Below are 13,217 nucleotides of genomic sequence, written 5' to 3'. Positions count from 1 at the left end.
GTTGATATCAGCAGAATTGGAAGCGCCGGGTCACACCGACGGGCGGCCCGCCCTGTCGTCCTTCGGGGGCCAGTCGTGAACCATAGCCATCCGAGACAACGTTGCCTAGAGCTTCGGCAAGCTCCGTGGCACCGGCCGACGGTGGATCAACTCGCCGCGGGCGAGCCGGAGGTGCCGCGCTCGACCAGCGTCGTGGGGACCACGACCGTCCGCGGCCGGGACTTGTCCCCCGCTATCCGGTGGAAGAGCAGCTCGGCGCCGATCCTTCCGATGGCGCGGACGTCGTACGACACGACGGTGAGCGGACGGGCCATCAGACCGGCGGTCTCGAAGTCGTCGAAGCCGATCACGGCCACGTCCCGCCCCAGCCGGTTGAGCGCACCGAGGGCGGCGAGCGTGATCCGGTTGTTGAGCGCGAACAGGGCGGTCGGCGGCTCGGGCCCGGCGAGCATCGTCCCGACCGCCGCCTCGGTCTCCGCCAGGGTGTGCAGCCCGTACCTGATCAGGTCGGGCCGGTAGGGCAACCCGCCCTGCTCCAGGGCTTCTTCGGCGGCCGCCAGCCGTCGCGCCATGGGGTGGATGCTCAGCCAGTCCGACAGTACGCCGATCCGTTCGTGGCCGCGCTCCACCAGGTGCTCGATCGCGGCCCGCGCGCCCGCTTCGTTGTCGATGAGCACGGTGTCGGCGCGCAGGTTCGTCGGCGGGCGGTCGAGGAAGACGGCCGGGACGCCCATCTCGATCTCGGCGCGCAGATAGGCGTGGTCGGCGGTGCTGCCCGCCGGGACGACCAGCAGCCCGTCCACCCGGTTCTCGCACATCCGCAGCAGGAGGCGGCGTTCCCGTTCGGCGTCCTCCTCCGAACTGGCGGTGATCAGCAGCGTGTCGTTCTCCAGGGCGCACTGCTCGACGGCCGCGGCGATGCCCGCGTAGAACGGGTTGGCGAGGTCCTCTATCAGCAGTCCGACGGTCGCCGAGGTGCTGCGCGCACGCAGGTCGCGGGCCATGTTGTTGCGGCGGAATCCCAGCCGGGCCACGGCGGCGAGCACCCGTTCGGCGAGTTCCGGGTCGACGGACGAGACTCCGTTGACCACGCGCGAGACCGTCTTGAGACTGACACCGGCCTCGCGGGCGACATCGACCATCGTGGGACGCCGCGGCCTGGCGGTGCTCGGCCTCGGTGTGGTCATGGTCGGAACGCTCCTCTCGGCGGCACGGCGCCGAGAGGCCGCCGAGGTCGTCTCGCGGGCGACCCCACAGCCGCCGGGGCCGCGAAGGTCACCCTACGCCATGCCGACCACCGCTCTGACGGGTCCGAATGCCCCGCGTGCGACGGGTCCGGGACCGGTTCGGACCCGTTCTGCAAGGGCCGGTTCGGACCCGTTCCGTAAGGGCCCGTTCCGCCCCGGCCCCGCCGCCCGGACGGGCGCGTCACCCGCGGCACGCACCGGCCCGCCGGACGCCGGTGGGACCGGCCCGTCGTCCGCGCCTGCCGCCGCGCGGGGCCGTGCGTGTGGGGGTGCCGGGCAGCGGACCGGCGGGTCCACGTGGGGGTGCCGGGCCGCGGACCGGCCCGTCCGCGCGAACCCCGCGGCGCCGGGAAGCAGACTGCGACCCGACCCGGGCGCACCGGGGAGCCAACTGCGGCCGGGGACCGAGCCGTCCGGGCTTCTGGCCGCCGGGACTTCTGGCCGCCGGGCCGCCTCCGCGCCCGCACCTTTGGCCGTCGGGCCCGTGGTCGGCGACGGCCAGGTCCCGTGGTCAGTCCGCCGGGCGGGGCGGGGCGGTCGACGCGCGCACCTTCAAGGTGCTCGGCACGACGTTCTCGCGCAGCGCCGGCGGACGCCCTTCCAAAAGGTCCAGCAGGATCCGCGCCGCGCGCCGACCCACCTCGACGCTGTGCGGGCTGACGCTGGTCAGCGGCGGGTCGACGAGTTCCGCGGCGGCGGTGTCGTCGAAGCCCGCGACCGAGACGGCACCGGGTACGGCCAGTCCGTCCTCCCGCAGCCTGCGCAGCACCCCGAACGCCATGCCGTCGTTGAACGCGAAGATCGCGGTGGGCGGCTCGGGCCGGGCCAGCAGCCGTCCGGCCGCGGCATGACCGGACGCCGCGGTGAAGTCCCCGCTCTCCATCAGGTCGTCGGGGAGCGGACGGCGCGCGTCGGCGAAGGCGCGGCGCACCCCCCGCAGCCGGGCGGCCATGGCCAGCCGGTTCTCCGGCGGCCCGCCCACGACGCCGATGCGGCGGTGTCCGAGGGCGAGCAGGTGCTGGACGACCGCGTAGGCCCCGCCCTCGTCGTCGGGGTGGACGCAGTGCAACTGCTCGTCGGTGTAGCCGATCACGATCGTGGGATAGCCGGCCGACCGGAGCGCGGGCAGCGCCTCGCCGCCGAGTCCGGCCTCCACGAGCAGGCCGTCGACCTGGCGGCGCCGGGTGAAGCGGCGGTGGGCGGAGGCCGCGTCGTCGGGCTCCTCCCGGGTGGACAGGAGCATGCCGTAGCCGCGGGCGGCCAGTTCCTGGTCCGCGCCGCCGACCAGACGGATCAGGTGGTCGTTGGAGAACGCGAAGTCGGGGTTGTGCGGGAGGACCACGCCGACGGCCTCGGTGCGTCCGCTCGCGAGGGCGCGGGCGCCCGCGCTCGGCCGGTAGTCGAGCCGGCGCATGGCGGCGAGCACCTTGCTGCGGACCCCGTCGGTGACCGTGGGGTCGCCGTTGACCACCCGGGAGACGGTCTGGTGGGAGACCCCTGCCTCGGCCGCGACGGTGCGCAGGGTCGGCCGTTGGGACACGCGGAACCCCTGTCCGTGATCGCTCACTTGAAGTCTTCCGCATCATAAGGATCACGGTCGTCCTATTGGAAGGCGGTGCACATGGATTGACGCGTCTCGCGGTGGGTTCTAGCTTCAACACAGTCACGTGAACGGTCACTTGCCTTTGATCAGCCGCAAGCTGCTCGCCGAACAAAGGATCCTGATCATGAGCGACAGGAAACCGGACCGGAACCTCCCCGCATCCGCCGTGGGTGCGGTCACCCGTCGTCAGGCGCTGGCCTACGGAACGAACGCCGCGCTCGCCGTGGGTCTGGCCGGTGCGTTCTCCGCGGGGGGTGCCCCCGGCGCGGCGGCGGCACCCGGCACCGGGCGGACGGACCTCGCCGGGCCGGCGGCGGGCGCCTCCCCGACCGCCACCACGACCGGCGTCGTCACCTCCTGGATCGGGAACTCCTATTCCGGGGCCACCGAATGGATGCAGGACTTCGTCTTCGACATCGCCGTCACCGCGGACGGCACGGTCTACACGGTCAGTTTCTGGGACGAGGGCGGCAACTACGCGGGCATCTACCGGGACGGGCACCTCGTCGGGAACTGCAAGGGGGCCAACGGCGACGCGGTCGCGGTCAGCGGGTCGTACGCGTACCTGTCCGCGGGCAACGGGCTGACCCGGTTCAACCTCAACGGCACCGGCACGTCGCTGACGTTCGCCGTGGGCAGCCCGCCGGCCGCGGCAGCCGCGTCGGCGACGCAGGTGGTGGCCACCGACCGGGTGGCGGGCCAGGTGAAGGTCTTCGACGCGGCCACCGCGACCCTGCTGCGCAGTTGGAGCGTCAACCAGCCCGGCGCCGTCGCGATCGACGCCGCGGGGGGCATCTGGGTCGTGGAGAACGTCACCCGCGACACCGGCGACGGGCACTTCTGGCACGTCGATCCCGCACGGCCGGCCCGCATCCTGCACTTCTCCAACACCGGCGGCGCGCTGCCGGGGACCATCAGCGGACCGTCCAAGGACTGGATCCCGACCTCACTGGCGATCGACGTGCACGGAGACCTGCTGGTCGGCGACAACGGCCCGCTCCGCCAGGTGCACACCTACGGCAACCTGTCCGGGACTCCGGTGCTGTCGCGCAGCCTGGGCCAGGCCGGCGGCGTCGGGGCGGGCACCCCGGGCCGGAACATCGCCGACAAGTTCTTCGGGATCAGCGGGGTCGGCGGCGACTCGGCGGGCAACGTGTACGTGGCGACGTGCGAGTTCGGGTCGTGGATCCGCAAGTTCGACCCGGCGGGCAATGCCGTCTGGCAGCTCATGGGCTGCGCGTTCGTCGACGCCGCGGACTTCGATCCGCAGTCCGACGGTCTGGACGTCTACACCAAGCAGTGCCACTTCCGCCTCGACGTCTCCAAGCCGCCGGGCAAGGACGCGGCGTTGCGCGGCTATTCGCTGGACTCGGTCAAGTACCCGCAGGACGCCCGGTTGTTCCTGACCGGGCATCAGCACCACGCGGCTTCGCCGTTCCTGGTGCGGATGAACGGCTCCCTGTACATGTACGTCACCGGGATGTACTGCTCGCACCTGCTCATCTACCGCTTCGAGGGCGAGATAGCGAAACCCTCGGGGGCCATCTTCAAACAGCACTGGACCGGCGACGACCCGAGTTGGCCGCCGTACCAGCCCGACAAGGGCCAGTGGATCTGGCGCGACATGAGCGGGAACGGCGCGTTCGAGGCCGGGGAGTACCTCCAGCCGGGCACCGGCCTCAACTCCCCCGGCAACTGCTGGGTGTGGTTCGTCGACACCGACGGCGACGTCTGGGAGGGCGGGGACCGCGATCTGCGGCGCTACCCCCTCCAGGGCTTCGACGGCCAGGGCAACCCGGTGTACGACTACGCCGGCATGGTGACGATCCCGCTGCCCGCGCCGTTCACCACCGTCCGCAGGCTGCGCTACGACCCGGCCACCGACGTCATGTATATGTCCGGCTACACGCCGACCGCCCCGTTCGAGAACGCCTACTGGAAGGAAGCGGGCAAGGTCCTCGCCCGCTACGACCGCTGGAGCACCGGCAATCGCACGCCGACCTGGACCATCCAACTGCCCTGGGACACCTCGACCACGCCGCTGGTGACGACGGTGGGGCTCGCCTGGGCGGGGGACTACGTCTTCAGCGTGGGCGTCCAGACCCGCGGCAAGGTCTGGGTCTTCCGGGCCGGCGACGGGGCGGCCGTGGGCACCTGGGTCCCGGACGGCACCGTCGGCGGGGTCGACCGGACGGGGTGGGTCGACATTCCGTACGGCGTCTCGGCGGTCCGGCGCTCCACCGGTGAGTACCTGGTGACCGTCGAGGAGGACCTCTTCAACAAGGTGCTGGTCTACCGCTGGGTGCCGTAGGACCGGACGGGACAGCCGGCCGCGCCCTGGCCGCCGGCCGGCCCCCAGGTCGAAGGCCAGTCCGCAGGCAGCCGGCCGGCGTCGCCGCCTGCCGCTCGGGTGCGGTCCGTCACCGCCGCCGGGTCGGCTGCCGCAGTCCGTTCTCCAGCAGCGCGAACGCGTGTTCCGCGTCGGCCACCGCACCCGGGTGGCGCGCGTCGGCCGACTCTCCGTGGGCGAGGCGTTCGGCGTTGTCCCCCGCCAGGGCCCACTGGACCCCGACGATCTGGACGGCGGCCAGCCGCGCCGTGAGTTCCGGGGTGCCGGACGTCTCCCGCAGGGCCTCGGCGAGTGCGCGTTCGGCGCCCGCCTTGAACCGCTCCATCCGGGCCACCAGTGAGGGCGTGTCGAGGATCATCCGGGTGAGGGTGCGCACCTGGGGATGATCGTTGAGCCCGGTGATGGGGTCCCGTTCGCGCAGCCCGTCGAGGAAGTGCTCGCGCAGTGCGGTCAGCGCGGCGGTGCGCGGCGGGCGGGCCCGTACGACGCGTGCGGCTTCACTCTCGTGGTCGGCGAGGCGGTGCACCACGAGGTCTTCCTTCGAGGGGAAGTAGGCGAAAAGCGTCCGTTTGGACACCTCGGCCGCCTCGGCCACCTGGGCCACCGAGACCTGCTGGAAGCCGTGTTCGAGGAACAGCCTGATCGCCGCGTCGGAGATCGCCGCGTGGGTCCGCTGCTTCTTCCGCTCCCGCAGCCCTGGCCTGCCTTCCACGGCGCCCACCGTAGCAGACAACTGCCCCGAGAGGATTTCTGCACCTGGTATACATTTCCTCTCAGGCGAGAGATGAGGAGGAGCGACGGTGGTGGAAGGTGTGTCCGCGGTGGCGGAGAGCACGACCGAGGTGGTCGTCGTGGGCGCCGGTCCGACCGGGCTGACGCTGGCGTACGAACTGGCTCTGGCCGGGGTCGAGACCCTGCTGGTGGAGCAGTTGTCGCAGCGGGTCGAGCAGGTGAAGGGCGGCGGGATCCAGCCCCGTACCGCCGAACTGCTCGACTCGCGCGGGCTGTTGGAGCCGCTGCTGCGGCGGGCCGTGCCGCGTGATCCGGTGGGCGGGCATTTCGCGGCCCTGCCCGTGCCCTTGGACTGCACGCCCTGGCGGACCCGGCATCCCTTTCCGGTCGCGATCCCGCAGTGGGAGATCGAGGAGGTGCTCGAAGAACGGGTGGTCGCGGCCGGCGCGCGGGTGCTGCGCGGCGCCGCCGTCTCAGGGGTCGAACCGGACGCCGACGGTGTGGTCGTGACCGCGGGCGGCCTGCGGGTGCGGGCTCGTCACCTGGTGGCCTGCGACGGCGGTCACAGTACGGTGCGGAAACTGCTCGGGCTGCCGTTTCCCGGTCGGCCCGGGACGCACCAGGCGGTACTGGCCGACATCCGTCTGTCCGCCGTGTCGCCGCTGGTGCCCCGGCAGATGGGGCACATGAGCAGTCTGACCCGTCGTGCGGGCGGCCACTGGGCCATGCTGGTCCCGCTCGGCGGTGACCGGTACCGGATCACCTTCGGGCACGCCGAGCAGGCGGACACCGCCCGCGACACCCCCGTCACCCGCGAGGAGATCACCGCCGCGCTGCGCGCCGTGTACGGCGAGCAGACCGTTCTCGGCGCCGTGGAAAACTCCTCACGGTTCTCCGACGCCACCCGGCAACTGGAGCACTACCGCGTGGGCCGTGTCCTGTTCGCGGGCGACGCCGCGCACATCCACTCGCCGCTGGGCGGCCAGGGTCTCAACCTCGGCATGCAGGACGCGTTCAACCTCGGCTGGAAACTGGCCGCGGCCGTCCAGGACCGGGCGCCGAACGGCCTGCTGGACAGCTACCACGACGAACGGCATCCGGTCGCGGCGCAGGTCCTGCGGCACACCTCGGCACAGCGGGTGCTGGCCGACGCGAACCCGAGCGAGGACGTGGCCGCCCTCCGTGACATCGTCACCGACCTGCTGCGACTGCCCGACACCAACCGCCATCTCGCCGGGCTGATGTCCGGCCTCTCACTGCGCTACGACCTGCCCGGGGACCATCCGCTCACCGGACGGCGCATGCCGGACGCCGACCTGGTCACCGACGCCGGTCCGGCCCGGTCGGCGACGCTGTTCGGTTCAGGCCACGCGGTCCTGCTGGATCTGGCCAGGACCGTCCCGGCCGGCCTCCGGCTCCCACCGCGGGTCGACCTCGTCCGCGCCACGTGTGCCGAGGATCTGGGCGCCACCGCCGTGCTCGTCCGTCCCGACGGGTACGTCTGCTGGGCCGCGGACGGCTCGGCCGCCCACGGTGACGCCCTGCTCGCCGCGGTCGCCGGCACCCTCACTACGGCACGCTGACACCACGGCACGCCGAGCGGGCGGTTCCGCGCCGCTGGTCAGGCCCCCGGGCCCTGGTCCAGTTGGCGCCGCAGGCTACGCGCCAGGTGCTTGGCCATGGCCTCCGCGGCACGGTCGGGTTTGCGGCGCAGGATCGCGCGGACGACACGTTCGTGTTCCGCCAGCGTGGGGTCGTCGGCGCTTGCGGCACTTCTGAGCCGGAAGACATGCAGATGGGAGTGGAGCCGTTCCACCGCGTCGACGAGCAGCGAACGGTGCGAGGCCGACGCGACGGCGTCGTGGAAGCGCTGGTCGAGAGCGGCGAAGTCACGGTAGTCGGCGTAGCGTCCCGTCGGGCCCGGACGCGACTGCATCTCCTCCACGAGCCGTTCGATGGAGTCGAGTTGCTCCTCGGTGGCGTGGACGGCGGCGAGCGCCGCGGCCCTCGGCTCCAGGAGGAGGCGCATCTCGAAGAGTTCCTCCAGGCCCTCACGGGTCAGCAGTTCGGTCGCCCGGTACCCGGACAGCGACCTCTTCACCACGAGCCCGTCGGATTCGAGTCTGGCCAGCGCCTCACGGACGGGGGTGGGCGAGACACCGAGGGTGCGCGACAGCGCCTCGATCCCGACGCGTGCGCCGGGGGCGATCTCATGGTCCATGACCATGGCCTTGATCTGTTCGTAGACGCTGTCCGAGAGGACCTGCCGGCCGGGCCGGGCGGCCCGGCCGCCTGCTTCGGGCTCCGGACCCCGGTCGGCGGGACTGTCGTACGGTGGCATCCGTTCTCCTGCTCCTGCCGCTCCGGGGTGTCGGGACCGGAGCAGTTTACCGAGGTGAGGACGTTGCCCGGCCGGCTCGGTCGCACGGGCGCCCGGGTCGGTCAGGGCATCCGCAGGCGGTGGGCGCTCACGGCTGTGCCGCCTGCCGCGCGGTCACGGCCGAGCGGGTGCGGTCGTGGATGACGCGGATGATCCGGCCGCTCATCCGTTCGTAGTCGCGGTCGTTGTCGAGTTCGCCGCGGACGCGGTGGCCGGCCATGACGAGGACACGGTCCGCCAGCGTGATCATCTCGGTGAGGTCGCTGCTGATCAGCAGGATCGGCAGGCCACCGCGGGCCAGTTCCCCGAGGAGTTCGTGGAAGGCGTGCTTGGTGCGCACGTCGACGCCCACGGTCGGCTCGTCGACGACGAGCAGCCGGGTGTCGGCGGCGAGCCATTTCGCCAGGCTCACCTTCTGCTGGTTCCCGCCGGACAGTTCACCGGCGTTCTGGGCGAGCCCCGAGATCCGGATGCCGAGGCGTTCGACCAGGTCCTGCGCCACCTTGTGCTCCTCGGCGGCGGATACGTACCCGAGGGCCTTCGCCAGCCTCCGCCATACGGTGACCGTGATGTTGCGGTGGATGGGCTGCTCCAGGAAGACGCCCTCTTCCTTGCGGTTCTCGGTGAGGTAGCCGATGCCGAACTCGTACAGCGCCTGGCGGGGCGAGTCGATCCGGACCGGTCTGCCGTGCATCCTGATCTCGCCGCCGGTGACCCGGTCGAGGCCCAGTACGGCCTTGACCAGTTCGCTGCGTCCGGCTCCGACGAGTCCGTAGAGGCCGACGATCTCACCGGGCCGCACCGCCAGGCTGATGTCGCGGTGGCCGTCGGCGGTGGCGATCCCGTCGAGTTCGAGGACCGGGACGGCCGTCCGGTCCGGGGTGCGTGGCCGCATCTCGGTCGCCGTGTGCGCGCGGCCCACCATCAGGTTCACGACGTCGTCGTGGGTGTGGTCGGCGAGCGGTGCGGACTCCAGCACCGATCTGCCGTCCCGCAGCACGGTGACGGTGTCGCAGATCGCGAAGACCTCTTCGAGCTTGTGGCTGACGAAGACGACACAGGTGTCACGGGCCGTCAGCCGCCGGACGACGTCGAAGAGGCGGTCGGCCTCCTGCGGGGACAGGGAGGCGGTCGGCTCGTCGAGGAGCAGTACCTCGCTCTCGGTGTACAGGGCCTTCGCGATCTCCACCAACTGCTGCTGGGCCACGGACAGTTCACGTACCGGCTGGTGCGGGTCGAGGTCCAGGCCCAGTTCCGCGAGGCAGCGCAGGGCGGGGGCGTCCATGGCCGTGCGGTCGACGACTCCGCGGCGGGCGGGCGGGTTCTGCAACGTGATGTTCTCCGCCACCGAGAAGTCGGGTATGAGGTTGCGTTCCTGGTGGACGACGCCGATGCCGGTCCGGGTGGCGTCCAGCGGCGTGCGCAGGTGGACATCGTCGCCGCGCCAGGTGAGCCGGCCGCCGTCGGGTGTGTGGACACCGGTCAGGACCTTGATGAGGGTGGACTTCCCCGCGCCGTTCTCGCCCAGCAGCGCGTGCACGGATCCGGCCGTCAGGCGCAGGCCGACGCCGTCCAGGGCGCGTACTCCGGGAAAGACCTTGACGATCTGCGTGCATTCGAGAAGGACGTCGTTCATCGCGCGCCTTTCGCGTTCGCCGGGGCGGTGTCGGCCGTCGGTCCGCGGTCGACGGGCACCGACGGGGTACGTCCTTGCGCCTTCCCCTGCCTTTCCAGGTGTGTCCGGTGGAGGTGGCCGCCGACCACCGTGCCGAGCACGACCAGTCCGATGAGGAAGTTCACCCAGCTCGGGTCGAGCGAGAACTGGGCGCGCGCGGCGTCGATGAGCCGCATCACGAACGCCGCCAGGACCGTGCCGAGCACCGCGACGGACCCGCCGTTCAGCGCGACGCCGCCGATGATCGGAGCGGCGAAGCTCGGCAGCAGCCAGTCGCCGCCGACGCTGCTGTTGACGCCGGGCAGCGATGCCGTCGCGGTCACGGCGGCGACGCCGACCAGCAGGCCGGACAGGGTGTGGGCCAGCACGATCTGCCGGTCGGTGGAGATGCCGGACAGCCGCGCCGCCAGCGGGTTGCCGCCCGCCGCCAGGAGCCGCCGGCCGGCCGTCGCGCGGTGCATGAACGCGGCCAGCAGGGCCGCCGCGGCGAGCGCGGTCAGGAACACCAGCGGAAAGTTCAGCGGGGCGGCCCGGCCGAGGTCCTTGAGGGTCGGGGAGTAGCCGTCGATGGTGCGGGTTCCGGTCAGCCGGTACTGGGCGCCCAGCAGGATGGTCATCGTCCCGAGGGTGACGATGAAGCCGTTGATCCGTGTGACGACGATGAACACGCCGGTCATCAGGCCGACCAGGGTCGCCACGGCCACGCCCGCCACGACGGCGACCGGTGCCGGGACTTTGCCGTCGGCCATGAGGGCGCCCGTCAGACAGGCGGTGAAGCCGCCCAGGGCACCGACGGCGAGGTTGAGTTGCCCGACACAGAGCGCGGCCATCTGGGCGAGCCCGATGAGGATGGGCGTCGCCAGGTACTGCAGGAAGGTCCGGGTCGCCGGTCCCTGGAAGAAGTCACCGGAGGAGGCGAGCCCCAGGGCGAGGTATCCGGCCACCGTCACGCACAGCAGCGTCATGGTCGTGGACCGGGCGAAGCGGCGCAGGACCGCGCCGGTGCGGGCCGCGCGGCCGTCGGGAGTGATCACGTGGAGCGCACCACCTTGCGGTAGGACACGACGGTGCGCACCCGGTCGGCCGACAGGGCCAGCAGGAGGACGCAGCCGAGGTAGATGTTGAGGCTTTCCAGGCCGACGCCGAGCAGGTCGAGGCCCTTGCGGATGACGCCGACCAGGGAGGTGCCGAGCAGCACGCCGAGCACGGAGACGACACCGCCGGTGAGGAGGGTGCCACCGAGGACCGCACCGAGGAACGAGGGCAGCATGAAGTCCTCGCCGATGGAGGCGCGGAAGGTCCCGGTGCCGGCGCCCGCCATGAATCCGGCGAGCGCGGCGAGCAGCCCGGAGAGGGTGTGCGCGAGGATCACCCGGCGGCCCGTGGGGATGCCCGACAGTTCGGCCGCCGCCGGGTTGGACCCGGTCAGCAGCAGTTCCCGGCCGATGCGGGTACGGGCGTACAGGAAGCCGAGGCCGGCCAGCGCCAGGACCGTGAACTGCGCCATCTGCGGGATGGCAGGGGATCCGCAGACCCGGCCGACGCAGATGTCGGCGAGGGAGAAGGAACGCAGGTCCATGAGCCCGCTCGGCCGGGTGGTGAAGGCCGCGTTCTCGGTCAGCGCCGAGTAGAGCAGGGAGACCAGGCCCAGCAGGGCGAAGTCCATGGCCAGGGTGACCACGAAGGAACTCACTCCGGTCCGGGCGATGATCCAGCCGGCCAGGGCGCCGACCGCGGCGCCGGCGAACAGGCACAGGAGCAGGCCGAGTTGGAGCGGCAGATGGAGGCGGTCGTAGCCGAGGCCGGCGAAGAGGGCGCCGAAGGCCGCCATCCGGCCGACAGCGAGGTTCATGTGTCCCACGGAGAGGACCACCATCTGGGCGAGTGCCACCACGGTCAGCGTCGAGACGTCCCGCAGCAGGGGGAACAGCACGAGCCGCTGGTCGAGGAAGGCCGGCCGCAGCACGCCGAACACCGCGGCGAGAGCGAGGGTGAGCACCAGCAGGCCGAGCCGCTGGTTCACCCAGAACGGCAGCCGGTGCGCGGGCCGCGGGCCGGCCGTCCCGCCGGGCCTGCTGTCGTTGTCCGGCGCCGTGACGGGTGTCGTCATGCCACCCTCCTGTTCTCGACGGCGTCCAGGTCCCAGTCGATCCCGATGCCCGGCACGTCCGGTGCCACGGCCAGGCCGTCACGGACCGTCAGTTCGGTGCGGGTCACCGCTCTCAGCTGCGGGATGTATTCGACGAACATGCCGTTGGGCACCGCCGCGGCCAGGCTGACGTGCAGTTCCATCAGGAAGTGCGGGCAGACCACGGCGTTGTGGCTCTCCGCGGTGTGCGCGACCTTCAGCCACGGCGTGATGCCGCCCACGCGCGCCGCGTCGACCTGTACGACCGAGGCGGCGCCCGCCTCCAGGTACATGCGGAACTGCATGGCGGAGTACATGGACTCGCCGACGGCGACGGGAATTCTGGTGGCGGCGGCGAGGCGGGCGTGACCGCTGATGTCGTCGGCGGGGAGGGGTTCCTCCAGCCAGTACGGCCCGTAGGGTTCCAGGGCGGCCGCGAGTTGGAGCGCCGAGGAGGCGGTCTGCGACTGGTTGGCGTCGGTCATGATGTGCAGCGACGGGCCGACCGCCGCACGGACCGCCCGCAGCCGTTCGGCGTCCTCGGAGACATGCGGCTTGCCCACCTTGATCTTGACGCCCGCCCACCCGGCCTGCTGCGCCCGGAGCGCGGATTCGACCAGTTCGTCGGTGCTCAGGTGGAGCCAGCCGCCTTCGGTGTCGTAGAGCGGGACCTCCCTGCGGTGGCCCCCGGCCAGCCGCCACAGCGGTTCGCCGGCGCGTTTGCACCGCAGGTCCCACAGGGCGGTGTCCACGGCGGCGAGGGCGAGGGAGGTGAGGGCACCGGTGGTGGTGGCCCGGGTCGCGGAGAACAGCCGCTTCCAGAGTGCTTCGACGTTGCGGGCGTCCGCTCCGACGAGGAGGGGCAGCAGGTGGTCGCGGAGCAGGGCCAGGACGGACGACCCGCCGGTGCCGATCGTATAGGCGTAGCCCGTGCCCTGGAGGCCGTCGTCGGTGGTGAGTTCGACGAGGATCGTCTCCTGTTTGACGAATGCCTGCACGGCGTCCGTACGGTCCTTCTCCACCGCGATGTCGGCGAGCAGGGCCGTGGCGGTCGTGATGACGGTCATCGTGTGAGGTCCGCTCTCCGTGATGTCGACGGTGG

At 71.8% G+C, this 13,217-nt stretch carries 10 protein-coding genes; 2 read left to right on the top strand and 8 right to left on the bottom strand.

Translation table 11 applies throughout. The features are described 5' to 3' along the window. Positions 1-146: 146 nt before the first annotated feature. Both ACFC09_RS25485 and ACFC09_RS25480 read right to left on the bottom strand, forming a co-directional pair. Positions 147-1,187 carry a LacI family DNA-binding transcriptional regulator gene (locus ACFC09_RS25485; protein ID WP_376532324.1) on the bottom strand — a complete coding sequence of 347 codons (1,041 nt, stop codon included), beginning with the start codon at positions 1,185-1,187 and terminating at the stop codon, positions 147-149. Positions 1,188-1,758: 571 nt separating this feature from the next. Beyond that, a complete protein-coding gene (locus ACFC09_RS25480; RefSeq protein WP_376532322.1) occupies positions 1,759-2,787 on the bottom strand; it encodes a LacI family DNA-binding transcriptional regulator in 1,029 nt (342 codons plus the stop codon). 187 nt (positions 2,788-2,974) lie between these two features. Between ACFC09_RS25480 and ACFC09_RS25475 the strand changes: the two genes are divergently transcribed. Beyond that, a complete protein-coding gene (locus tag ACFC09_RS25475; RefSeq protein ID WP_376532320.1) occupies positions 2,975-5,161 on the top strand; it encodes a hypothetical protein in 2,187 nt (728 codons plus the stop codon). A 109-nt stretch (positions 5,162-5,270) separates the two neighbouring features. Here the strand turns inward: ACFC09_RS25475 and ACFC09_RS25470 are convergent, their stop codons facing one another. Continuing rightward, entirely contained in the window at positions 5,271-5,912 is a 642-nt protein-coding gene (locus tag ACFC09_RS25470) for a TetR/AcrR family transcriptional regulator (RefSeq protein ID WP_376532318.1), read from the bottom strand. A 109-nt stretch (positions 5,913-6,021) separates the two neighbouring features. Between ACFC09_RS25470 and ACFC09_RS25465 the strand changes: the two genes are divergently transcribed. After that, complete coding sequence (locus ACFC09_RS25465; RefSeq protein ID WP_376532315.1) at positions 6,022-7,515, top strand: FAD-dependent monooxygenase; 1,494 nt, start codon at positions 6,022-6,024, stop codon at positions 7,513-7,515. A gap of 38 nt (positions 7,516-7,553) precedes the next feature. Here the strand turns inward: ACFC09_RS25465 and ACFC09_RS25460 are convergent, their stop codons facing one another. From ACFC09_RS25460 to ACFC09_RS25440, 5 genes are all read right to left on the bottom strand, one after another. After that, positions 7,554-8,273: a GntR family transcriptional regulator gene (locus ACFC09_RS25460; RefSeq protein WP_376532313.1), complete on the bottom strand. Its 720-nt coding sequence runs from the start codon at positions 8,271-8,273 to the stop codon at positions 7,554-7,556. A gap of 127 nt (positions 8,274-8,400) precedes the next feature. Continuing rightward, positions 8,401-9,948, bottom strand: a complete 1,548-nt coding sequence (locus ACFC09_RS25455) for a sugar ABC transporter ATP-binding protein (protein ID WP_376532311.1) — start codon at positions 9,946-9,948, stop codon at positions 8,401-8,403. Then, positions 9,945-11,021, bottom strand: a complete 1,077-nt coding sequence (locus ACFC09_RS25450; RefSeq protein ID WP_376532309.1) for an ABC transporter permease — start codon at positions 11,019-11,021, stop codon at positions 9,945-9,947. The genes ACFC09_RS25455 and ACFC09_RS25450 overlap by 4 nt, the downstream gene beginning before the upstream one ends. Next, the gene (locus ACFC09_RS25445) at positions 11,018-12,097 is read right to left on the bottom strand and encodes an ABC transporter permease (RefSeq protein ID WP_376532307.1); all 1,080 of its coding nucleotides are present in this window, start codon (positions 12,095-12,097) and stop codon (positions 11,018-11,020) included. The genes ACFC09_RS25450 and ACFC09_RS25445 overlap by 4 nt, the downstream gene beginning before the upstream one ends. Further along, on the bottom strand, positions 12,094-13,182 hold the full coding sequence (locus ACFC09_RS25440) for a mandelate racemase/muconate lactonizing enzyme family protein (RefSeq protein WP_376532305.1): 1,089 nt from the start codon (positions 13,180-13,182) through the stop codon (positions 12,094-12,096). Before ACFC09_RS25440 ends, ACFC09_RS25445 begins: the two co-directional genes overlap by 4 nt. Between the last annotated feature and the right edge of the window lie 35 nt (positions 13,183-13,217).

Source organism: Streptomyces sp. NPDC056161 (genome assembly GCF_042268025.1).
Lineage (GTDB): Bacteria > Actinomycetota > Actinomycetes > Streptomycetales > Streptomycetaceae > Streptomyces.
This window is presented reverse-complemented; position numbering and strand designations above follow the sequence as displayed.

Coding starts and splice junctions, on each gene's coding strand:
- ACFC09_RS25445 (WP_376532307.1), bottom strand. CDS start 12,097: ATGACGACACCCGTCACGGCGCCGGACAACGACAGCAGGCCCGGCGGG.
- ACFC09_RS25485 (WP_376532324.1), bottom strand. CDS start 1,187: ATGACCACACCGAGGCCGAGCACCGCCAGGCCGCGGCGTCCCACGATG.
- ACFC09_RS25440 (WP_376532305.1), bottom strand. CDS start 13,182: ATGACCGTCATCACGACCGCCACGGCCCTGCTCGCCGACATCGCGGTG.
- ACFC09_RS25460 (WP_376532313.1), bottom strand. CDS start 8,273: ATGCCACCGTACGACAGTCCCGCCGACCGGGGTCCGGAGCCCGAAGCA.
- ACFC09_RS25455 (WP_376532311.1), bottom strand. CDS start 9,948: ATGAACGACGTCCTTCTCGAATGCACGCAGATCGTCAAGGTCTTTCCC.
- ACFC09_RS25475 (WP_376532320.1), top strand. CDS start 2,975: ATGAGCGACAGGAAACCGGACCGGAACCTCCCCGCATCCGCCGTGGGT.